The following is a 21,104-nucleotide window of genomic DNA, read 5'->3' as shown; positions in this document are numbered from 1 at the left end:
ATACATGTGGTTAACTTTTGCTCTCTAGTCTTTACGCATCAGTAAATCTTTTTGTTTATCCAGTGTGCCGCGAAGACGCAATATGGCTTTGGAATGTAATTGGGATATTCGAGACGGTGAAAGAGACATAACCTCTGCAATTTCACTTAGAGAAAGGTCCTCATAATATAAAAGAGAGACCACCGTTCGTTCTTTCACTGTCAGCTTCTCAAGCCCTTGGACCAGCGCTTCTTTTAGATAAAACTCATTGACTTTATAATCCGGATTTTTGGCTTTTTCATCTACCATTAAAGACAGACGTGTCTCTGACTCTTCTTCCCGGATCGGATCTTCCAACGAGCAGAGCGACATAACTGCCACCTCCTGAAGCATATGTTGAAAATCCTTGGTTGACACGTCCAGATACTGACTCATTTCTTCATCACTGACTGAACGCAAATAGGTCTGCTCCAATTGCTGGTAGGCATCTTCAATCCGTTTCGCTTTTTCACGTACTGATCTGGGAACCCAGTCCCCCTGACGCAATCCGTCGAGTATGGCTCCGCGAACCCTCCATGAAGCGTATGTCTCGAATTGCAAACCGCGTTCATAATCGAATTTTTCCAATGCATCAATGAGACCCATTACCCCATTGCTTTCCAAGTCATCTTTTGGAACATTTTTGGGTAATCCCACAGCCAGACGGCCTGACACATAGTTAACAATATGAAGATATTTTTCGATCAACATTTTCTTTGCTTCAAGATCTCCATATTCTTTCCACTTTTCCCACAGATCTGAATGGTTCAAATGTGAAGCTTTACGCTCGTTCAATTGCTTTCACCCTCCTTATTTGTCTGTCAGGTGACGAACGGCCTGCGCCAACTCCTCCGGTTCCTTGGTCCGGACAAGTTTAGGCGGATCCAAAGGGGAAAATCCCGTTGGAGCTTTCGTCTCAGATGGCGGATGATCAACTCCCGCGGAGTCGCCCTGTCCGTTCTTGAGCAAGTCATTCAGCTCTTGTCCATCATCTTCGAGTTTGATGTCCACCTGTGAACCTCTTAGATCTTGAGTACCCTCTGAAGCATAACCAGCTTCATTTACAGAAGGACTAAACAATATCCCCAATCCCCAACGCAGACCATATGCAAGAACATACCAGGCTGCGAATCCAATTAATCCGCGTATTAAACTGGTCATCAACACATTGCTGCTGAATGCTACAAAAAAAGTCAGAACGAATCCGACTATGCCTGCTCCAAGATTAATGCGGTAGTTTCCTATCATGTATTATAATTCCTTTACACCCATTTGTACGCTACGAATAGTTAAAAGTCCTGTCTCACAATTCATTTCGATAGTTCGACCGTAATTTCCTCCTGTATCTTCGCCCAAAAGTGGAATTTTGAGCTGTTCCAACATTTCCCGACAGGAATCTGCATTTCGCGGTCCAATTCGCATGGTATCTCCTGCACCCGAGAATGCAAACATCTGCGAACCCCCGGCCATCTTAGATACAATTCGTGATTGAGACGCACCCATCTTCAGCATCTTCTCAAGCAATTCTGGCAATGCTGTATCCGCGTATTTGGCTGTGTTCAGATTACCCTCCCTGGCAATCTCTGAGCTCGGGAGCATGACATGTGCCATTCCAGCAAGTTTTAACTGTGGGTCATACATCGTTAGCCCCACACAAGAACCTAAGCCAGTTGTACGGATTACGCCAGGAAGTTGAGCGATATTCAAATCCGCCATACCGACTTTAACGATGCTCTTATCCTCAATCATAGTCCAGTGGCACCCCTAGCGATTCAAAAATCTTTGCAAATGAAGGTGGATCAGGGATGAGGAAAAACTGTCCTTCTACTTGATCTTCACCTTCAAAGAAAGAAGTGTCGATCAATAATGCCGCATCGCCCATCTCTCCAAATTGCAACAACCCATAACTAAGGATAGCTCCCGCCATGTCAATCGCCAAGCCCGGAACCGTTGGGTACATCGATAACTTTGTGAAATCGGCCAGAGAAGACAAGTAAGATCCAGCCAGAATGTTACCGATCTCAGATAGAGCTGAATGTTCCATGTCAGTGAACGCCAAGCCTTCTTTTAGTTCAAAACCAGCGAGACGATTCAATAACAATTTTGCAGCCTCTGGTGTCATCATAAAGAAAAGATTACCAGGAGCTTCGCCTTCCACACGAAGAAATATTGTGACTACAATACGCTCATCGCCACCCACTTTTTCAGCAATCTCTTCAAATGGGAGCATCTGAACGGTGGGTACACCCATATCAATCGGTCTGTTGAGGAGTTGAGACAACGCCGTAGCGGCGTTGCCTGCTCCAATATTACCGACCTCTTTGAGCACATCCATTTGGAAACCCTCAAATCGGTTAAACATCTCCACGTGCTAGCCCTCAACACTTTCCAGCTGCACAATCTCGCTTTTATTTAATACTTCGTTAAGGTTGAGCATAATCAGCAAGCGGCCATCTTCCAATTTTGCAACCCCACGAAGATATCTCGCTTTCACGCCGCCAACCACTTCAGGCGGAGTATCGATCGAACTGCTTTTGATGTCAATAACATCATTGGCTGAGTCAACGATAAAACCAACCTGCATATCGTCAACACCAACAATGACGATCCGTGTTTGATCGGTGTACTCCGTTTCCGCAAGGGAGAAGCGTCCGCGGAGATCAATAACCGGAATAACAACACCACGCAGGTTGATAACTCCTTTTACAAAGGAAAGTGTTTTGGGAACGCGGGTAATGGGCATCATGCGCTCAATAGTCTGAACCTTGTCTACCTCAATTCCATACTCTTCGGTTCCCAATTTAAAGACGATGACTTTCAACTCTTCTTCCATGTAAAAAACCTCCCTATTCGATTTAAGACTCCATCATCATGCTTATTTAATAAATGCGTTTGGATCGAGAATCAGAGCCACTTGTCCATCTCCAAGTATTGTCGCACCAGAGATTCCTTCGATCGCAGGAAGATACGTGCCCATAGATTTAAGAACAATCTCGCTCTGACCAATGAATTCCTCAACAGCGACAGCTGCCAGACGCTCACCTTTTCGAATCACAACAATCTCGGTTTCTTTTTCATCCGCATCGTTGAAATCCGGCACTCCGAAAACTTCGCTTAATGACAGATACGGAATCAAAGACTCACGGAACGTAATCATTTTATTGCCATGGATATTACGAACTTGCTCACGCTGTACAATCGCGGTCTCTACGATCGAAGACAATGGAACTGCATACTTCTCTGAACCAAGTCGTACAAGCATCGCAGCAATGATAGACAGAGTCAATGGAAGCTGTACGGAGAAATTCGTACCTTTGCCTGGAGTTGATGTAATCGTTACATTACCGCCAAGCGAAGTGATTTTTGATTTTACAACGTCCAGACCTACTCCGCGGCCAGAAATATCCGAAATCTTATCAGCTGTGCTGAATCCAGGAGCGAACAACAATTGATTGACTTCATCATCGCTCATTTTTGCACCTTGTTCCTCCGTCACAACGCCTCGTTTGATCGCTGTTTGCAGGAGTTTGTCACGATAAATTCCTTTACCATCGTCTTCGATCTCAATAAACACGTGGTTACCACTGTGGAAAGCTCGCAGATTAACTGTGCCCATTTCCGGTTTTCCAGCTGCGACACGCTCCGAGATGGATTCAACACCATGGTCAACCGCATTACGTAACAGATGCACAAGTGGATCTCCGATTTCATCAATAACCGTTCTGTCCAGTTCTGTTTCAGCACCTGTAATGACGAGATCGATCTTTTTATCCAATGTCTTAGCCAAGTCACGAATCATTCGTGGGAAGCGGTTAAAGACTGTATCTACAGGAACCATCCGCAATTTCAGTACGATATTCTGCAAGTCCGTACTCACGCGGCTCAAGTGGGCTACAGTATCCGACAGATCGTTATTGCCTGTCTCACTTGCTAATTGTTCAAGACGTGAACGGTCGATCAATAATTCGCTGAACAAGTTCATCAATACATCAAGACGCTCAATGTCAACACGAATTGTGCGTGAAGGTGCCGCTGCCTGTTTCGGCGTTGCTGCTTTCGTGGAAACCGCTTTACCTTCTTCTTGAGGCTTTGAATCTACAGCAGGCGCTTCTTTACTGATCACTGGGGCTGGTGCTTCTTCCACCGCAACTGCGGCAGCCACCTGATTCGTCATCTGCTGCAACGTTTCTTGATCCAGCTGAATCAACTTGGCACTCTCGATCTCCGAGATGCTCATAATGCCCTTTTCCAGTTCTTGCGCCTCTTTAGTCGTTATGTAATACAACGAGAAACTGCGCTCAAACTTCTCTTGCTCGATATCCTGAACAGAAGGGTAAGCCTTAACGACCTCACCTGAACGTTCAAGCATGTCAAACACCATGTATGCCCGAACACCTTTTAACTGACTATGCTCACTCACAATGACGTCAACGTAGAATACACGGTGACCTTCTGCGATCGACTGATCAAGAACCGAATATTGGAATTCGTCCAGTTCTACAGCATTGGAGATCGAGGAGTTCGTTTGCTTGTCTGCTTTTGCAGCAGGAGCACTGCCGCCTGTCCATTCGCCACTTTCAATAGCCTGAAGCGAAGCAACAATGGAGGAGACATCCGCTTTACCTTCGCCGCCTCCGGTAATATCCTGAACCATAGTCTCCAAAGCATCCAAACTCTTGAACATGGTGTCAAAAATGTAATCCTGCATTTTCAACTTTTCATTACGAACCATATCCAGTACATTTTCCATTTTATGTGTCAGTGAAGCCAAATCCTCGAATCCCATGGTTGCCGCCATACCTTTGAGAGTATGAGCTGAACGGAAGATGACCTGTACTATCCCCAGATCCTCCGGATTCGCTTCTAGTTGTAGCATGTTTTCGTTAAGAGATTGTAGATGATCATTAGACTCATCAATAAACATGGATAAATATTGGTTCATGTCCATTGTGAGGCACCTCCTCCGTAAGTTACACTCCGTTATTTCACTGCTTGAACAAGTCTTGGCGCAATCTCCTGCAGGGGCAGAAGATGACGCACGCATTGCAGCTCTACAGCTGAACGCGGCATACCATAGACAACACAAGTTTCTTCATTTTCGGCAAACGTTGATGTGACTCCAGTCTCGTATAATTTTTTCATCATACGCGCCCCGTCGCTCCCCATACCTGTCAAAAGAACTAGATGTCGTTGTAAAGATGTAAACGGCAGAAGCGACTCAAACATTGTATCCACTGAAGGTCTGTGTCCATTTACCTGTTGATCCTCACTCAGCTTCAAGATAAATCTTCCATCTGCTGCCTTGTGAACTCTCAAATGGAAACCACCAGGCGCGATATAAGCCATCCCCTTTTTAAGCACCATGCCGTCTTCTGCCTCAACTACATGAAGCGGGCTAAATGTATTCAACCGTTGTGCAAGTGAACGGGTGAAATTAGGCGGCATATGCTGCACAATAATGACTGGGGCTGGCAAATCTGCAGGCAATTGTTCAAGTAAAGTCTTGAGAGCCCTTGGCCCACCAGTTGAAGAGCCGATCGCAACAAGTTTGTTGAACGATCCTTCCGATCCCGCTGAAGTTTTAAAAGCCGTATTAAGTTTAGCAGGCTCCTTTGCGGGAACAGGCGCTGAACTGGCAACTGGCTGTTTCGTCTGGAGCCGGGGCACCTCTGGCGATCTGACCTCTTTGCGAGCTTGAAGTGGACTCACAGGCGGCTTGCTTACTATATCCGTTTTCGTACGAGCAGATTGATCTGGCTTACCTAAGCCATCTTTTTTCGTAATCATACGCTCCGATTTCGGAGGAGAAGGCGGGACACCAGGTTGCTTTTTAGCTTGAGAGACTGCAGTACGCTTTTCAAATGAAAGCTCGCTTTTTGCAAGTATGGGCGGAGCTGTTTTTTGAAGCGGTTCAACCATGTCCTTCGTTGCCTCATCCTTCTTCACCGGTTGTGCTACAGGAGGAACCACAGTACTACGGGAAGCCTCGATTTTTTTGATCGATTCTTTACGCTCAGCTTTTCGTTTCACTTCATGCATGGCAGCACGCATTCGTTCAACCAACGCTTTGCCAACCTGAGCGATATCCTGATCATGCACAACAGAAGGCTTACGAATAAAGTCAAATGCGCCGGCTTCGAGAGCCATAATGGTCTCTTTCATACCTTGTTCATTAATACCAGAGAGCATAATAACTGGAATGAAGGAGTCCTCCATGATAGATTTTAGCGCATCCAGTCCATTCATTTCTGGCATTTCGACATCCATCGTGATGATATCAGGTTTCAATTCTAATGCTTTTTGGATGGCTTCCTTGCCGTTTGACGCAGTGGCTGTAACCTTAAACTCTGAGTCCGCTTCAATTAAATCCGTCACAATTTTGCGCATAAAAGCGGAATCATCGACAACCAATACTTGATAGACCGCCATATTGTGTCACCTCTGTTTCCTTTTTTCAGAAATCATGTTGTTCGTTTAAGCCACTTTTTCATAAATCCCCTGATTCCTGATAAGGTTCCGGATTCCGGAGCTGCAGGTACAGCCAGATATCGAAGGGCAAGTTTTTGAATATCTTTAGAAGCCTTGCAATGAGGGTAAGCTAATCGATAGGGTATCTGTTTCTTCACCGCTGTAACAACCTGAGCATCCTCTGAGATATACCCTAAGAGCGGGATATCTGTTTGCAAAAACCTCCTCGCCACTCCAGCAATTTTATCCGCTACCCGCTCCGCCTCCCTTTCATCTTCAACCCGGTTTACAATCATTCGAAAAGGAGTTTCTTGCTCTTGACCGTGCATGACTTTGACTAAGGCATAAGCATCCGTTATTGAAGTCGGTTCAGGAGTAGTTACAATCAGGCATTCATCAGCAGCGCCGATGAATCTCATATTTTCCTTGGAAAGGCCAGCCCCAGTGTCGAAAATGACGTAATCCATCTCTTGAGCAATGTCCTCTACCTCACTGGCGAAAAATTCCAGATCACGTTCAGACAAGGAGAATAGTTCCTTCATTCCCGACCCTCCTGCAATATATGGCAGGCCATCAGCACCAAGTTGTATGATTTCCCTTATAGTTTTATGTCGGTATAAAAGATGATACAGATTATAGGAAGAAGAAGTTCCCATCAAAACATCGATATTTGCCATACCGATATCTGCATCAAACACCAGCACTTTTTTACCCATAGAATGAAGAGTCAGTGCAAAGTTTAGTGTGAAATTGGACTTGCCCACCCCACCTTTACCACTAGCTACCGTAATAATTTTGGAGGAACGGCTACTCCCTTTGCTCTCATCTCTCTCTAGTGGCGCAGAGACCAGACTTCGGAGTGATGCTGCCTGATCCATCATTGGTTTTCTTCTCCCAATAAAGCCTTGGACAACCAATCCACATCGGGCTTCAATAGATCATCGGGCACATTCTGACCGTTTGCCACATAAGCAAGTTTGAGCGGAAAACGATGAAGAAGATTAAACAACGGGCCGCAAGTTCCCGTTTCATCCATTTTGGTAAAGATTACTTTATCCAATCCATATTTACTGAAATGCTCCGTAATCTGTACCATATCCATGCTCTTCGCAGTCATACTCATCACCAGAAAGGTTTCACTGTTCTCAACAGGAGCAAGTAGGCTCTGCAGTTCGGAGACAAGCAATTCGTTTCTATAGTTCCTGCCTGCCGTATCCATAAAGATCAAATCACAGTTTTCCAGCCGTGAGATGGCACGTTGCGTATCACCCGGTGACTGCACAACTTCAAGCGGCACGTTCAAAATCGATGCATAGGTTCTTAGCTGTTCCACTGCGGAGATCCGGTACGTATCTGAAGTAATAAAACCAACTTTGCGCTGCTTTTTAAACATCTGCTCCGCAGCCAGCTTGGCAATCGTTGTTGTTTTTCCGACCCCTGTAGGTCCAGCCACGTATACAATCCGAGTGCTAGGCATAATACCCTCTTGAATGCGGTCCTTCAGAAAAGCCGCTACCTCCAACCGAAGTGCCTCTTCGACGTCCGAATCTTGCAGTTTGCCCTCGGCTAAACCCTGCTCAATAGGTTCAAACCATGATTCCCATACTTCCGGCCAAATTTCTTGGTCCGTAAGCTTTTCCTGGCTCTTCCTTAATTCTTCAGGAATTGTTGTCGCAACGGTACCGTGCTTCGAAAGCTTAGTCATCATCTGCTTCAAGTCATGTAACTCGTTCAACAGCTTGTCCTGTTGCTGATCCAAACCACGATCTTGAACACTAGGCGTTGAACCCGAAAAATCCGCCCCTTGCGGTCGCGGTTTATGCTCACTGCTCAGAAAATCTGAGCCGTAATCCATTTTTTCATCTATACCACTTGATTTGGATACAGATGGAACAGCCGCCGTTTTCACCTGCCCTTTTTGGTCTACCGTCGCTAAAGTTTCCCTGTCATCTGAACCAGCTTCAAACGAACGAGCGGTTTGAGCATAAGCTTCAGGTACAAACGAACGAGGCACAGGCGTAAATGAATTTTGTGCCTTCTTAAAAGAAGAACCATTCACCTGATTGGACTGTTCTTTATCTACAGCAGCAACCACTTCGATACGTTTTTTCCGAAACATCCCGAGCACTCCGCCCACCTTAATTTCTTTGGTGGACAGAATGACGGCGTCACTTCCTAAGTCTTTGCGAATTTGGAGCATAGCTTCGGGCATGGTCTCAACAACGTATTGTTTTACTCTCATAAGTTCACCACCCCGATACTTTGAATTTCAACATTCGGCTCCAACTCGCTATAGGAGAGCACCGGAATATCCTGCATCGTTCGTTCAATCACCTGACGCAGATACATTCGAATGGTTGGAGAAGTTAACACGATGGGCTGTTGACCCGATTGAATTAAACGATTTACTTGTTCACTCAGCTTTTGATACACACTTTGAGTAGAGACTGGATCCAGTGCAAGATAGCTTCCTTGCTCCGATTGTTGCACGCTCTCAGCTATTTTCTTCTCAAGCCCTGGTCCAACCGTTATCACTTGAAGTGTTTCGCCTTTTTGCGAGAATTGTTGTGTAATCTGACGAGATAACGATTGTCTAACGTACTCCGTCAACACATCTGGATCCTTCGTATAAGTTCCATAGTCTGCAAGCGTTTCAAAAATGGTGACCATATCTCGAATCGATACTTTTTCTCGTAGCAGCTTGGCTAATACCTTTTGTACATCACCGATCGAGAGAACAGAAGGAATCAGTTCATCCACCAGTGCAGCATAATTCTCCCTAAGGTTATCCACGAGCGCTTTCGTTTCTTGTCTTCCAAGCAGTTCATGCGCATGTTTCTTGATGAGTTCTGTCAGATGAGTCGCAACGACCGATGGTGGATCGACTACCGTATATCCAGCTAATTCTGCCCGATCTTTAGTCACTTCATCAATCCATAGCGCAGGTAAACCAAACGCCGGCTCTGTAGTTTCGATTCCTGTTACAGACTCTTCATCATATCCAGGACTCATCGCGAGATAATGGTTCAGAAGCAGTTCCCCGCCACCAACCGCATTACCCTTAATTTTAATCACATACTCATTAGGTCTTAATTGAATATTGTCACGAATACGGATTACTGGTACTACCAGACCCAATTCAAGCGCACATTGTCTTCGAATCATAATAATCCGATCAAGTAAATCTCCGCCTTGTTGATTGTCAGCCAGTGGAATCAAACCATATCCAAACTCGAATTCGATCGGATCCACCTGAAGCAAATTAATGACACTTTCAGGACTTCTGACCTCTTCAATCTGTTGTTCTTCTTCCAACTGCTCCTCTGCTTCCTGTTTCATATTCAGATTATTCTGCATGCGCCAGGCGGCAAAAGCAAGAGCACCTGCGAGCGGTAGCGTCGTAATTACGTGAATCGGCGTGAAGAATCCCAGCATTGCGATGACAAAAGCTACGATATAGATGAGTATCGGATATGTAAACAACTGGCCAGTAATGTCATCTGCCAAGTTTCCTTCCGATGAGGCTCTGGTAACAATCAACCCTGCAGCAGTCGAAATAAGAAGTGCAGGAATTTGGCTAACCAATCCGTCCCCTATGGTCAGAACCGAGTACGTGGAAAGTGATGTTGCAAAATCGTAACCATGTACCGTCATACCGATAATAAATCCACCGATTAGGTTGATTAAGAGAATGATAATACTTGCAATGGCATCCCCTTTTACGAATTTGCTGGCACCATCCATCGCTCCATAAAAGTCGGCTTCACGTTCAATTTTGGAACGGCGCTCACGGGCTTGCTGTTCATTAATTAAACCAGCATTCAAGTCCGCATCAATACTCATTTGTTTACCAGGCATAGCATCGAGGGTGAACCTTGCTGCAACTTCAGCTACACGTTCGGAACCTTTAGTAATAACGATAAACTGTACGACCACCAGGATCAAAAACACGATAAATCCAATGGCTATCTGCCCGCCAGCTATCCAGCTACCAAAAGTAGCAACAACAGCTCCCGCATCCCCTGTACCAAGGATCAGCTTTGTTGTTGAGATATTGAGTGCCAATCGAAACAGCGTAGTAATCAGCAACAACGCCGGAAATATGGAAAACTGTAACGCTTCTTTGCTGTTCATGGCAACAAGCAAAATCATCAAAGCAATTGAGATGTTGATAACAAGCAGTAAATCGAGCAGCCAGGCCGGGATCGGAAGAATCATCATCAACACAATGCCGATAATACCCGCAAGGATAGCTAAATCTTTTGTTTTCAATGAATGTACGGCCTCCGATCCCTGTTATTTCGTTCTGCCCTTAAGTTTATATACATAAGCCAGCACTTCGGCTACAGCTTGAAACAAATCGGCCGGTATAGCGTCACCAATCTCAGCTCTCTGGAACAATGCCCGTGCCAGTGGTTTGTTTTCCATCGTAATCACACCGTGTTCTTTGGCAATTTCTTTAATGCGCAGAGCGACATAATCCTGCCCTTTAGCAATAATTTGCGGAGCCTCCATCTCGGACCCCTCGTACTTCAGTGCTACTGCAAAGTGTGTCGGGTTCGTGATGATGACATCTGCGTTCGGTACTTCCTGCATCATACGCTGCATAGCCATACGACGCTGACGCTCCCGGATTTTGCCTTTGATCAGCGGATCGCCTTCCATTTTCTTATACTCATCCTTGATATCTTGCTTAGACATCCTCAGTTTCTTTTCGTTATCATACTTTTGATAGATGTAATCAAATATGGCCAAAACCATCAGAGCGGCAGCAATCTTAACCCCAAGGCTCAAAGTAATTGAGGCCGCAAAGTGTAAAATTGCGTCAAGCGAGAAATGAGAAAGTGCAGCTATGTCTGACTTGTATTGAATAATAGTGCTGTATACCAAATACCCGATAATTGTCATTTTTAAGATTGACTTAGCGAATTCAACCAATGATCGTAATGAGAATATATTTTTGAAGCCTTTAATCGGATCTAACTTCTCAAGCTTTGGCTTCAATCCCTCACCGATCAGCAGAAATCCAACCTGCATATAATTCACAAGCAAGGCTACAAGATAAGCTACAATCAAAACAGGCGCGAGTAACAACATAACTTCTATTCCATAACGCATCATCAAAGCCATAACATTTTCACTATTAACTTCCATGCTCAGCCTGTTCATGAAAATATCTGTGAACAATCGAACAATTCGCTCTTTGTAAAAATCACTAAAAGTCATGAGGATTAAAAACGTAAACAAGAGAATGGAAGCTCCAGAAATTTCTGCGCTCTTGACAACCTGTCCCTTTTTACGGGCATCACTTCTCTTCTTGGGAGTAGCTTTTTCCGTCTTCTCTCCGGAAAATAACTGGAGGTCGAGTTGAAGTTTCATGTGAGTCTTACCCTCCAATCCCTCATCCAGGTCTTTGCCCAATCGTACCTAGTAATTTCTCCATGGATCTAAATATGGCTTCAAATAATTGACTAAATATAAATCCAAAGCTAGGAACGAGCAAAAGCAAAATGGCCAATCCAACGAGTAATTTAAGCGGCAGTCCGACAGCAAAAACATTAAATTGTGGAGCAGTTTTGGCTAGAAAGCCTAAACCTACATCTGTCAAAAACAATGCTACAACAATTGGCGCTGCCATTTGGAAAGCCAACATAAATGATTGTCCTAACGTGTTCACCAAAAACTCTGCTATACTTCCATCGGCTAGTCTGATATAAAATTGATTGGATAATGGAATCCAGCGGTAACTATACACAATGCCATCTAGCAGATAATGGTGACCATTCATTGTCAAAAAGAGTAGCATGGCGAAAGCATATTTCAGGTTACCTGTGAGCGGTGCAGATGCACCAGTCATAGGGTCGTAAACATTAGCCATACCAAAACCAATCTGAAGATCAATAAATGTTCCCGCCGTCTGGACTGCCGTCATGAGAAGATAGGCTGTAAATCCCAGAAGCAGACCGATAAGGATTTCTCTGATAACCAGCAGAATGTAACTTACGTCGGTTGGAACAGTCTGATGAATACCAAAGCTCATGTACACTGTCAGCGTAACAAATGCAGATATTCCCACTTTGAACGAAGCGGGCACATTTCGAGCTGAAAACACAGGTGCAGTTACAAAAAATGAGGCAATTCGACAAAACATAAGCAGAGCGACAGGGAAACTTTGCAGCAATGTCTCCATCGGCTAAAGCCTACCCTATGTATCTGTATAAATTATCGAGTATGTTGAATGTGAAATCCATTAATATATTCAAGATCCAGGGCCCAAACATAAGCACCGCTAACAACACGGCGATAATTTTAGGTACAAAAGCGAGTGTCTGCTCCTGAATTTGAGTCGTTGCTTGAAAAATACTAATAAGAAGTCCTACAACCAGAGCTAATATAAGCATAGGTGCACTGGCCAGCAATGACGTGTATACTGCTTTTCCGGCCAGACCGATAATAAACTCCGAAGTCATGACCGTCCTCCTTTAACGCTCCGGTTCAAGTATTAAAACTCAGCAACAGTGACTTGACTACCAGATACCACCCGTCCACCAGAACAAAGAGCAGTATTTTGAAAGGTAATGAGATCATGACCGGGGGAAGCATCATCATACCCATGGCCATGAGTGTACTCGCCACAACAATGTCGATCACCAGGAAAGGAATAAATATCATGAATCCCATCTGGAAAGCTGTTTTGAGCTCACTGATTGCATATGCCGGTACCATTACCGTGATAGGAATATCCTGATACGATTTAGGCTGTTCCGCCTGATTGTATTTCATGAACAGCAAGATATCCTTCTCACGCGTATGAGTAAACATAAATTTCTTAATCGGATCTGCTGCCTTTTCCAGCGCCTCCGTTTGTGTCAAATCTCCTTTAAGATAAGGCTGCAAAGCAACCTGATTAATGGAAGACAACGTTGGAGACATAATGAAAAGTGTAAGGAAAAGGGCAAGACCGACCAACACCTGATTCGGAGGCATCTGCTGGGTTCCGAGTGAAGTTCGGACAAACCCAAGCACAATTACAATCCGGGTAAAACTAGTCATCAGTACCAGCAATGCCGGGGCTATACTAAGCACCGTAATCAATAGAATAATAGATAATGAACTAGTACTTGGCGTGCTGCCATCACCGTTTCCAATCTGTATATCAATATTCGGAATCGGCTCGGCAAAAGCCACCGTAACGGATGCCAGGCTGATAAGTCCTATGAAACAACACGCTAACCAAATCTTTTTCTTCATGAATCCCTCGACCGATCTGTAGTATTGTCTTGATCCAGGAGCTTCTCCATCTTCTCTTTACGGTTTGGCATCTGCCGAAGTTTGGATTCAAACATCTCATGAAAAGAAGCAGTGTCCTCAATTTCCATTTCCCGAGGCGGCTCTTCTTTACGAAGACGTTTAGCGAGCTTGGCTATGAGGGGTGGAAGACTTCCTTGCTGTGAAATAGCATCCCGTTCAAAGGAATCTATGATTCGCTGTGCTTCTTCCAGATCCGAAACCTTATCCAGCAACTGTATATTCTCGCCCACACCAATCAAATAAACGTTTCCGCCAATCTCTAAAATTTGCAGTGACTTGTTTTGCCCTAGTCCGACTCCGCCCAGAATGCGAATAGTTCCGCTTCGAAACCATTGCTGATTTCGTTTGTTCAAGAATCGGATCAGGTAGACGATAAGAACCAGGATGACGGCCAGGACAACAATCACCCATACTAGCTGTAGATAATAATTGATTCCCGCGCCAGCTGGTTCTGGAGTACCTCCCTGAGCCATCAACATGTTTCTTAAGCTCCCAGTGTTTTGCTGATTGCTTCGATAACCCGATCAGATTGGAAAGGTTTAACGATAAAATCTTTGGCTCCAGCTTGAATGGCATCAATAACCATTGCTTGTTGACCCATTGCAGAACACATAATTACTTTTGCATTAGCATCAATTTTTTTGATTTCTTTCAAAGCAGCAATACCATCCATTTCAGGCATTGTAATATCCATTGTAATTAGATCCGGACGAAGTTCCTTGAACTTCTCAACGGCTTGTGCACCATCTGGTGCTTCTCCTACGACTTCGTACCCATTTTTGGACAAAATGTCCCGGATCATCATTCTCATAAATGCAGCGTCGTCTACGACTAAAATTCGGTTTGCCATGTTGGTTCAAATCCTCCCTAGATTGTGCTTATTGTAATTTCTGTATCCGGTCCCATTGGCTTACGATATCTATAACACGAACACCAAAGTTTTCGTCAATGACAACAACTTCTCCCTTGGCAATCAGTTTGTTATTGACCAGGATATCGACAGGCTCGCCAGCCAACTTATCCAGTTCGACAATCGAACCTTGTGATAGTTCCAATATATCTTTAATTTGCTTCTGGGTCCTTCCTAATTCTACGGTGACTTTAAGGGGAATGTCCATCAATAAATTCAAATTGTTCTCGTCTACCTGACCATAAGCCCCATTTTGGAAATTAGCAAATTGTACAGGCTGTACATTCACATTCCTATTTTGTGCACCGCCATAGTGGTGAGGCTCACCGTAAGCTGGTTGTGGTGGCATACTGTATGGTTGCTGCGGCGGCATGCCATATGGCTGCTGTGGCGGCATGCCCTGAGGCATCCCCATCGGAGCTTGTCCGTACCCGCTGTAGTCCTGAGCGGGCTGTTGTGGAGCATGTGGAGGCATCTGTTGCTGAGCCGCCGGCGGCTGCTCCATAGCTGGTTGCGGCGTTGGCGCAGGAGGCGCAACCGGTGGTGGTGTCGGCGCCGGATCAGGTGTTGAAGCCACGGGTGCACTAGATGTCGACTCCTGAGCTCCCCCTATCAGCATATCCACCATATTTTTCGCGAAATGCACAGGAAGCAGTTGCATCAGATTCGAATCAATCAAATCCCCTACTAACAGACGAAACGAAACTTGAATAAGTGTTTCATCTGGCGGGAGGTTGGTCACACCTTCTCCACTTTCCAAGTTGAGAATATCAATACCCGGTGGAGATATATTAACAAAACGGTTAAAGATCGTTGACATCGATGTAGCAGAAGATCCCATCATTTGGTTCATTGCTTCTTGAACTGCACTGATGTGAATTTCATTCAGATCTTCGTCAGCCGGATTTCCTTCTCCACCCAGCATTAGATCAGCGATAATTTGCGCATCTCTTTTCTTGATAACCAGTGAATTAATACCCTCGAATCCGTCAACGTAATTCACATGAACCGCAACATGTGGTTTAGGAAATGCCTCTTCGAACTGTGTTCGGCTAATGATTGATACTTTAGGTGTTGTAATATCCACTTTAAGGCCTAATAATGTGGACAACGCAGTCGCAGCACTGCCAAAAGTGATGTTACCAATCTCGCCCAGGGCATCCTGTTCCAGCTCCGTAAGAAAATCATCCACCGTTTTCTGAGCGGGTTCGGAACTCGATATCGATTCCGATTGCCGGAGCAAAGCATCGATCTCTTCCTGGGATAAATAATCCTTACTCGTCAAATTCTTCAACTCCTTCGGCGACAATTTGATCTATTTGCACAGCCACACGGTCCTTAATGGTTCCTGGACTGCCGATATACTTCAGCCTGTCACCAACTTTAATGGAAAGCCCCTCTTCCACCGGTTTATTCAGCGTAATGACATCGCCAACCGACAATCCCAAAAACTCCGCTATCGAAATTCTGGATTCACCGAGTTCGGCTACGACAGGTAGTTTGGCTTTATTCACTCGCGCTCTCAACGCTTCGTATTCTTCCGGAGCCCTCGTTTTCTTCTCCGAAACAAACCACTGGTGGGTTGATAACCGGGACATAATAGGCTCAAGAACGACATGCGGTATACACAAATTGATCATGCCCGTGGTATCACCAATTTTGGTGCTTAGTGAGATCAAGGCAATGGTCTCATTGGGAGATACAATCTGCATAAACTGCGGATTCGTCTCCAACGCTTCCATTCTTGGGGATATATCCAGTACCGTCTTCCAAGCTTCCTGCAAACTTTCAAAGGCTCGGCTGAATATGCGCTCCATAATTGTCGTCTCAATTTCCGTCATGCTTGCAATTTTGGTCGGAGCATTCCCCGTTCCTCCAAGCAGACGATCCAGCATGGCATAACCCACGTTGGGGTGAACCTCCATTACCATGCGTCCCTGTAATGGCTCTGCTTCGAAAATGTTCAAAATCGTCATCTTGGGAATAGAACGAATAAACTCGTCATAAGGCAACTGTTCTACCTGCACGACATTGATCTGAACGAACGTCCGCAACTGGGCCGAAAAATAAGTGGTGAGAAAACGAGCAAAGTTTTCATGAATACGCGTCAGGCTTCGAATGTGATCCTTGGAAAAACGAACCGCTCGCTTAAAATCATAGGATCTGATTTTCTTCTGAGTTTCTTCCTTTTTCAATTCCTCGGCGTCCATTTCGCCAGAGGAAAGGGCTGCTAATAGGGCGTCAATCTCGTTTTGTGATAATACATCCACCATGTTTTCACCCCCTTACAGATCTACAGCTTGTTCTATTCATTACATTGGTGCTATAACAATGTCTGAAACGTTAGTGCTTTTCAAGTTCGGCTCGGGTAATGCTTCATTAATTAGCGTCGTCAGTCTCTCATTGAATTGTTTCATACCTTTAGCCGAACTCAGTGCCTCAGCCTTGGTGTCCGCAAGTGCCTCAATAATGATTGGCTTAACCGTGATACTTTTAATTTTCTCAAAGTCTTCTTTAGCTTTCTTATCCGATAACTTGAAAGAGAAGCTAACCATAATAATACGATCTCCATCAGCCAAATTGGTCTTAATCTGTCCAAGCTCAGATGAAACCTCTACAATTTCATCTGCAGTTAGTTTTTTTTCTTCAGCAGCTGCCGCTGTATGTGTTTTCTCGCCCTTGCCTTGACCTTGCATAAATACAAAAACTACGACCACAATGAGTGTGATTGCAAGCAATGCTGTTGCAATCCAGGGCATCATCTTTTTCATCAGGACTCCTCCGTTTGCTGCACTTTAATCGTGGCTGCCTGAACTCCAATTTCACGGTTGTATTCTTTGATCTTGGAAATCACCTCATCGGCTTTTTCAAGCACAATTAACCTTTTTCCCGTTACCAGAGTAATATACGTGTCCGGCGTCTCTTCCACGATCTCTACCATCAGCGCATTTAACCACATGGGAGAACCATTTAACCGCGTAACCGAAATCATGCTAAGCCCCCTCAATCAGAGTGGAGGAGCAAGCTCCCCCACCACTTCAAAATCATCAATTAGTTATTAACGTTTCAGGTTAACTACTTCTTGAAGTATGTCATCGGACGTTGTAACAATTCTGGAGTTGGCTTGGAATCCCCGTTGTGCCACAATCATCTCTGTGAATTCACCCGTTAGATCCACGTTAGACATCTCGAGTTGGCCTGCAATAATCGCACCTGTGCCATTTTCAGCACTATTTGCTGTTAATGGATCAAGAGTACCATCTGGATTGGCATTCACCGTCATGCGATATAGGTTCCCCCCAATTTTTTCAAGACCTGAAGGGTTAACGACTTTACCAATCCCAAGTTGAGCTCCAGCTTGAGACGTTCCGTCAGCCATCGTCTGATTGATGAAACCGTCCTGACCGATCGTAAACGATACGGCATCATCAGGAATGGTGATGTTAGCACCACCAGCGTCCACTACAAACAAACCGTCAGAAGTTACCAGGTTACGGGCTGCATCAACATGGAAATCACCCGCACGAGTCAAGTAAGGCACATCTTGTGCATCACTCAAACGCACCAGGAAAAATCCATCTCCATTGATTCGTAGGTCGGTTGGATTATTGGTAGTCATTGGGCTTCCCGCCAAATGTAATGTATCAATAGATCCTACCGAAACACCGAGACCGATCTGTTTGGCGTTCACACCGCCGTTGGCATCGCCAGGCGCAGTCACACCCGCAGTTGTCTGGCTCATAATATCTTTGAACATGACTCGGCTCCCCTTGAACCCAACCGTATTTACGTTCGCAATATTATTACCAATAACATCAAGCTTGGTTTGAAAACCCCGCATCCCGGAAACACCTGAGTACATCGATTTCAACATTTTACAAAATCCTCCCAGCCTTAAAATGGTTACCGCATCAATCGGTCAGCGGCATTCCGGCTCCCGAGAAGGGCCAGCCGGTCAAGAAATGATTACAGCACTATCGATTTGAGTAAAGACATTGTCTTTCATACTTGCGCTATCCATCGCTGTAACAACAGTACGATTTTTGACATTAACGATAAAGGCCATATCCTGCATCAAAATGAGAGACTCTTTGGCTCCCTTGGCAGCAGCCTTGTCCAGTGCAGAACCAATTTGTTTCATTTGCTCGGTTTTCAACTCGATGCCACGCTGCTCTAATCGCTTAGCTGCATGGTTGCTAAGTTTTAACAGGTTATCTTCCAATACTTGAGCAAAAGGTTTAGTTGGTGTGCTAGGTTTTTCTCCGGTTTGAGGTTTGCGAAGCATATTTGGAGTAACAGGACCCGTATATAACTGTCCAACGGTTATACGTTCACTCATACGCTTTGCTCTCGATCTTCGGTTTCACTTTGCTCAGCTTTTACATCAGACGATTCACTACCGTTAGAACTTATAGCATCACTTTGAGCGTTCTCAACAGGCGCTTTATTCTCTTCTGTAGCTTGTTTTGCACGGTTCACCTGAATGATCTCATCCAGTTTGATTTCGTCATTGCCTACCTTCGCGTATTGAACGCCATCACGCACAATGATCGAATCTACAATACCCTGACGAAGGGTACCACTGTCTGTTTTATTCGAGGATAGCCAACTGATTTCCATGCCAATCATGCCTGACACTGCCCCAAGTGACTGATTTAACGTTTTAAGCTGAGTAGAGATGTTTACCAGTTGCTCCACTGAACTAAATTGAGCCATTTGAGCGATAAACTCTTTATCTTCCATCGGCTGCATCGGATCCTGATTCTTCAACTGAGTAATCAAAATTTTGAGAAACTGGTCCTTACCAAGCTCTTTAGTTGCAGCACTTGTTGTTGCTCTATTGGCAGCTGCATAGTTGGGCCATGTATTATTTGTAGAGACAATTTCATTTGCCATATATTCACCTCATCCCTATTTAAGCCTCTGCACTAAATGAATCTCGCTGAATTTCGTTACCTTCCACTTGCTCACTACGCCAGTTGCGCAGCTCTTCCTGCAGTCCGGCAGCTGTCACAGCTTCATCGGTATGCTCTCCACGCTCACGGGAACGTCTCTGCTGTTGAGATTGGTTTCCTTGTTGACGTCCGCCATCCTGATACATTTCGGATCCGAACGAACTGTTCTGAGTGACTTCGAGCCGTTCTACTTGAATGCCTTGAGACTGCAGAGAGGAGCGAAGCTGCATCATCTGTTGTTCAAGCATGTCTTTCGCCATGACATGTTCAGTAACGAACCTGGCGACCAATTGTCCATTTTGTAACGTAATCTGTACATCCAGTTTTCCCAAATGCTCAGGACGGAGTGAGATTGTGGCTTCAGAAAATCCCTTTTGATTCACGATATCCAGCTTGCTCACCACAAATTGTGTCATTTCCTTTGCAAAATTCGTTGCTTGCATGACAGGCTCGGCGGGCTTGCTCACGACTGTACCCGAGCTTCGCAAGGACAACTCCCCAGCTGTTATAATGTTGGATTGATGAATTACAGGCTCCGCATCAGTAACGGGGATAGAATCAGCTTTAACGTTCATTGAACTTGCTTTTGATTCTTGCACTCCTGAAGATACGGTCATCTGAGGTGTCATCGTCTCTGTTTTGGGCATCGTAGTCGGAGTAGTACTAGGCGTTTGAACAGATCCATCCTTTATCGCTGAGAATCTATCCAGAACCGATTTGAGATCGGACCAACCCTTTTTACCATCCGTTTCGACTCCAACTTCCTTCAACTGACTTTGCAACTGCTGAAGTAACTGTTGGAATTCGGGAGCCCGTTTGACTACATTACTATCTAGTTTAAGAACTGCCGTTGCCAACTGTGTCAACACGTCCTGTAGTACAAAACGAACTGCAGCAGGATGCTGTGAAAGATCAACCGCGGACACAGATTTAGCAGCTTGATCTGCATTGGCTGTGACACCGCTTAACGAAGTTTGCTGATTACCGTCAGCATCTTTATTTAGTAATGCGTACAATTGCTGGATCAACGATTGAAGACCTGCAAGCAAGGTCGGATCATTTTCCAACGCCTCATCTAACTTGTCAAGATCACCAAATAATTTTCCAAGCTTTTCAACTAAATTTGACGATCCCGTATCAACAAAAAGTGAATTTAGCGTGTCCGTTATAGATGCGTTTTTTCCCTCATTGTTTGAAGCAAAAGTAAACATTAATGGAGCAGAGATCTTCGTTGCACCATTAGTACCTTCATTTGTTCCGCCACCACCAGCCAATGATTGTGCAAGCGTCTGTAAAAACTCACCGCCAGTTTCTGAAGCTGAACCTTTGGACTGCGCTGCTGTTGACTGTGTTGAACCAGAAGTTTTGGATGAAGCTGCAGCGTTCGTTTGATATACGAGTGACATTTTTTTCACCTCCCCTCCATGTGTCAAGGTTAGCGT

General features: G+C 44.9%; 24 protein-coding genes. All 24 read right to left on the bottom strand.

Translation table 11 applies throughout. The features are described 5' to 3' along the window. Positions 1 to 24 precede the first annotated feature (24 nt). The gene (locus tag M3629_RS04375) at positions 25 to 813 is read right to left on the bottom strand and encodes a FliA/WhiG family RNA polymerase sigma factor (protein ID WP_123064471.1); all 789 of its coding nucleotides are present in this window, start codon (positions 811 to 813) and stop codon (positions 25 to 27) included. 15 nt (positions 814 to 828) lie between these two features. Next, positions 829 to 1,266 carry a hypothetical protein gene (locus M3629_RS04370; protein ID WP_251503043.1) on the bottom strand — a complete coding sequence of 146 codons (438 nt, stop codon included), beginning with the start codon at positions 1,264 to 1,266 and terminating at the stop codon, positions 829 to 831. Positions 1,267 to 1,269: 3 nt separating this feature from the next. Further along, the gene (locus M3629_RS04365) at positions 1,270 to 1,767 is read right to left on the bottom strand and encodes a chemotaxis protein CheD (protein ID WP_090923851.1); all 498 of its coding nucleotides are present in this window, start codon (positions 1,765 to 1,767) and stop codon (positions 1,270 to 1,272) included. Then, positions 1,760 to 2,380, bottom strand: coding sequence for a chemotaxis protein CheC (locus M3629_RS04360; RefSeq protein WP_251504543.1), 621 nt, complete (start codon positions 2,378 to 2,380; stop codon positions 1,760 to 1,762). Before M3629_RS04360 ends, M3629_RS04365 begins: the two co-directional genes overlap by 8 nt. Before the next feature lie 9 nt (positions 2,381 to 2,389). Continuing rightward, entirely contained in the window at positions 2,390 to 2,851 is a 462-nt protein-coding gene (locus tag M3629_RS04355; RefSeq protein WP_123064468.1) for a chemotaxis protein CheW, read from the bottom strand. A 42-nt stretch (positions 2,852 to 2,893) separates the two neighbouring features. Continuing rightward, positions 2,894 to 4,966 carry a chemotaxis protein CheA gene (locus M3629_RS04350; protein WP_251503042.1) on the bottom strand — a complete coding sequence of 691 codons (2,073 nt, stop codon included), beginning with the start codon at positions 4,964 to 4,966 and terminating at the stop codon, positions 2,894 to 2,896. A 32-nt stretch (positions 4,967 to 4,998) separates the two neighbouring features. Further along, positions 4,999 to 6,447: a chemotaxis protein CheB gene (locus M3629_RS04345; RefSeq protein WP_251503041.1), complete on the bottom strand. Its 1,449-nt coding sequence runs from the start codon at positions 6,445 to 6,447 to the stop codon at positions 4,999 to 5,001. A 32-nt stretch (positions 6,448 to 6,479) separates the two neighbouring features. Beyond that, positions 6,480 to 7,367, bottom strand: a complete 888-nt coding sequence (locus tag M3629_RS04340) for a MinD/ParA family protein (RefSeq protein ID WP_251503040.1) — start codon at positions 7,365 to 7,367, stop codon at positions 6,480 to 6,482. Further along, positions 7,364 to 8,728 carry a flagellar biosynthesis protein FlhF gene (gene flhF, locus M3629_RS04335; protein WP_251503039.1) on the bottom strand — a complete coding sequence of 455 codons (1,365 nt, stop codon included), beginning with the start codon at positions 8,726 to 8,728 and terminating at the stop codon, positions 7,364 to 7,366. Before flhF ends, M3629_RS04340 begins: the two co-directional genes overlap by 4 nt. After that, positions 8,725 to 10,758, bottom strand: a complete 2,034-nt coding sequence (flhA, locus tag M3629_RS04330) for a flagellar biosynthesis protein FlhA (RefSeq protein WP_251503038.1) — start codon at positions 10,756 to 10,758, stop codon at positions 8,725 to 8,727. Before flhA ends, flhF begins: the two co-directional genes overlap by 4 nt. Before the next feature lie 24 nt (positions 10,759 to 10,782). Further along, positions 10,783 to 11,865 carry a flagellar biosynthesis protein FlhB gene (gene flhB, locus M3629_RS04325; RefSeq protein ID WP_251503037.1) on the bottom strand — a complete coding sequence of 361 codons (1,083 nt, stop codon included), beginning with the start codon at positions 11,863 to 11,865 and terminating at the stop codon, positions 10,783 to 10,785. Positions 11,866 to 11,887: 22 nt separating this feature from the next. Further along, positions 11,888 to 12,676, bottom strand: a complete 789-nt coding sequence (fliR, locus tag M3629_RS04320) for a flagellar biosynthetic protein FliR (RefSeq protein WP_251503036.1) — start codon at positions 12,674 to 12,676, stop codon at positions 11,888 to 11,890. 10 nt (positions 12,677 to 12,686) lie between these two features. Continuing rightward, positions 12,687 to 12,956 carry a flagellar biosynthesis protein FliQ gene (fliQ, locus tag M3629_RS04315; RefSeq protein WP_251503035.1) on the bottom strand — a complete coding sequence of 90 codons (270 nt, stop codon included), beginning with the start codon at positions 12,954 to 12,956 and terminating at the stop codon, positions 12,687 to 12,689. A gap of 25 nt (positions 12,957 to 12,981) precedes the next feature. Further along, positions 12,982 to 13,737 carry a flagellar type III secretion system pore protein FliP gene (fliP, locus tag M3629_RS04310; protein ID WP_123064459.1) on the bottom strand — a complete coding sequence of 252 codons (756 nt, stop codon included), beginning with the start codon at positions 13,735 to 13,737 and terminating at the stop codon, positions 12,982 to 12,984. Continuing rightward, positions 13,734 to 14,270 carry a flagellar biosynthetic protein FliO gene (locus M3629_RS04305; RefSeq protein ID WP_251504540.1) on the bottom strand — a complete coding sequence of 179 codons (537 nt, stop codon included), beginning with the start codon at positions 14,268 to 14,270 and terminating at the stop codon, positions 13,734 to 13,736. Before M3629_RS04305 ends, fliP begins: the two co-directional genes overlap by 4 nt. A gap of 11 nt (positions 14,271 to 14,281) precedes the next feature. Beyond that, positions 14,282 to 14,647 carry a response regulator gene (locus tag M3629_RS04300; protein WP_090923862.1) on the bottom strand — a complete coding sequence of 122 codons (366 nt, stop codon included), beginning with the start codon at positions 14,645 to 14,647 and terminating at the stop codon, positions 14,282 to 14,284. 28 nt (positions 14,648 to 14,675) lie between these two features. Further along, positions 14,676 to 15,992, bottom strand: coding sequence for a flagellar motor switch phosphatase FliY (fliY, locus tag M3629_RS04295; RefSeq protein WP_251503034.1), 1,317 nt, complete (start codon positions 15,990 to 15,992; stop codon positions 14,676 to 14,678). Beyond that, entirely contained in the window at positions 15,982 to 16,980 is a 999-nt protein-coding gene (gene fliM / locus M3629_RS04290) for a flagellar motor switch protein FliM (protein WP_251503033.1), read from the bottom strand. Before fliM ends, fliY begins: the two co-directional genes overlap by 11 nt. Positions 16,981 to 17,019: 39 nt before the next feature. Further along, on the bottom strand, positions 17,020 to 17,478 hold the full coding sequence (locus M3629_RS04285; RefSeq protein WP_251503032.1) for a flagellar basal body-associated FliL family protein: 459 nt from the start codon (positions 17,476 to 17,478) through the stop codon (positions 17,020 to 17,022). Continuing rightward, a complete protein-coding gene (locus tag M3629_RS04280; RefSeq protein ID WP_056700597.1) occupies positions 17,478 to 17,699 on the bottom strand; it encodes a flagellar FlbD family protein in 222 nt (73 codons plus the stop codon). Before M3629_RS04280 ends, M3629_RS04285 begins: the two co-directional genes overlap by 1 nt. 66 nt (positions 17,700 to 17,765) lie before the next feature. After that, a complete protein-coding gene (gene flgG, locus M3629_RS04275; protein ID WP_251503031.1) occupies positions 17,766 to 18,581 on the bottom strand; it encodes a flagellar basal body rod protein FlgG in 816 nt (271 codons plus the stop codon). 81 nt (positions 18,582 to 18,662) lie between these two features. After that, positions 18,663 to 19,046 (bottom strand): TIGR02530 family flagellar biosynthesis protein, encoded by a 384-nt coding sequence (locus M3629_RS04270; RefSeq protein WP_251503030.1) that lies wholly within the window; start codon positions 19,044 to 19,046, stop codon positions 18,663 to 18,665. Beyond that, positions 19,043 to 19,603 carry a flagellar hook capping FlgD N-terminal domain-containing protein gene (locus M3629_RS04265; protein ID WP_251503029.1) on the bottom strand — a complete coding sequence of 187 codons (561 nt, stop codon included), beginning with the start codon at positions 19,601 to 19,603 and terminating at the stop codon, positions 19,043 to 19,045. Before M3629_RS04265 ends, M3629_RS04270 begins: the two co-directional genes overlap by 4 nt. Positions 19,604 to 19,622: 19 nt before the next feature. Beyond that, a complete protein-coding gene (locus M3629_RS04260; RefSeq protein ID WP_251503028.1) occupies positions 19,623 to 21,068 on the bottom strand; it encodes a flagellar hook-length control protein FliK in 1,446 nt (481 codons plus the stop codon). Positions 21,069 to 21,104 lie beyond the last annotated feature (36 nt).

Source organism: Paenibacillus polysaccharolyticus, assembly GCF_023714295.1.
Classification (GTDB): Bacteria; Bacillota; Bacilli; order Paenibacillales; family Paenibacillaceae; genus Paenibacillus; species Paenibacillus polysaccharolyticus_A.
This window is presented reverse-complemented; position numbering and strand designations above follow the sequence as displayed.

Coding starts and splice junctions, on each gene's coding strand:
- M3629_RS04370 (WP_251503043.1), bottom strand. CDS start 1,266: ATGATAGGAAACTACCGCATTAATCTTGGAGCAGGCATAGTCGGATTC.
- M3629_RS04365 (WP_090923851.1), bottom strand. CDS start 1,767: ATGATTGAGGATAAGAGCATCGTTAAAGTCGGTATGGCGGATTTGAAT.
- M3629_RS04360 (WP_251504543.1), bottom strand. CDS start 2,380: ATGTTTAACCGATTTGAGGGTTTCCAAATGGATGTGCTCAAAGAGGTC.
- M3629_RS04355 (WP_123064468.1), bottom strand. CDS start 2,851: ATGGAAGAAGAGTTGAAAGTCATCGTCTTTAAATTGGGAACCGAAGAG.
- M3629_RS04350 (WP_251503042.1), bottom strand. CDS start 4,966: ATGGACATGAACCAATATTTATCCATGTTTATTGATGAGTCTAATGAT.
- M3629_RS04345 (WP_251503041.1), bottom strand. CDS start 6,447: ATGGCGGTCTATCAAGTATTGGTTGTCGATGATTCCGCTTTTATGCGC.
- M3629_RS04340 (WP_251503040.1), bottom strand. CDS start 7,367: ATGATGGATCAGGCAGCATCACTCCGAAGTCTGGTCTCTGCGCCACTA.
- flhF (WP_251503039.1), bottom strand. CDS start 8,728: ATGAGAGTAAAACAATACGTTGTTGAGACCATGCCCGAAGCTATGCTC.
- flhB (WP_251503037.1), bottom strand. CDS start 11,865: ATGAAACTTCAACTCGACCTCCAGTTATTTTCCGGAGAGAAGACGGAA.
- fliR (WP_251503036.1), bottom strand. CDS start 12,676: ATGGAGACATTGCTGCAAAGTTTCCCTGTCGCTCTGCTTATGTTTTGT.
- fliQ (WP_251503035.1), bottom strand. CDS start 12,956: ATGACTTCGGAGTTTATTATCGGTCTGGCCGGAAAAGCAGTATACACG.
- fliP (WP_123064459.1), bottom strand. CDS start 13,737: ATGAAGAAAAAGATTTGGTTAGCGTGTTGTTTCATAGGACTTATCAGC.
- M3629_RS04305 (WP_251504540.1), bottom strand. CDS start 14,270: ATGGCTCAGGGAGGTACTCCAGAACCAGCTGGCGCGGGAATCAATTAT.
- M3629_RS04300 (WP_090923862.1), bottom strand. CDS start 14,647: ATGGCAAACCGAATTTTAGTCGTAGACGACGCTGCATTTATGAGAATG.
- fliM (WP_251503033.1), bottom strand. CDS start 16,980: ATGGTGGATGTATTATCACAAAACGAGATTGACGCCCTATTAGCAGCC.
- M3629_RS04285 (WP_251503032.1), bottom strand. CDS start 17,478: ATGAAAAAGATGATGCCCTGGATTGCAACAGCATTGCTTGCAATCACA.
- M3629_RS04280 (WP_056700597.1), bottom strand. CDS start 17,699: ATGATTTCGGTTACGCGGTTAAATGGTTCTCCCATGTGGTTAAATGCG.
- flgG (WP_251503031.1), bottom strand. CDS start 18,581: ATGTTGAAATCGATGTACTCAGGTGTTTCCGGGATGCGGGGTTTTCAA.
- M3629_RS04270 (WP_251503030.1), bottom strand. CDS start 19,046: ATGAGTGAACGTATAACCGTTGGACAGTTATATACGGGTCCTGTTACT.
- M3629_RS04265 (WP_251503029.1), bottom strand. CDS start 19,603: ATGGCAAATGAAATTGTCTCTACAAATAATACATGGCCCAACTATGCA.
- M3629_RS04260 (WP_251503028.1), bottom strand. CDS start 21,068: ATGTCACTCGTATATCAAACGAACGCTGCAGCTTCATCCAAAACTTCT.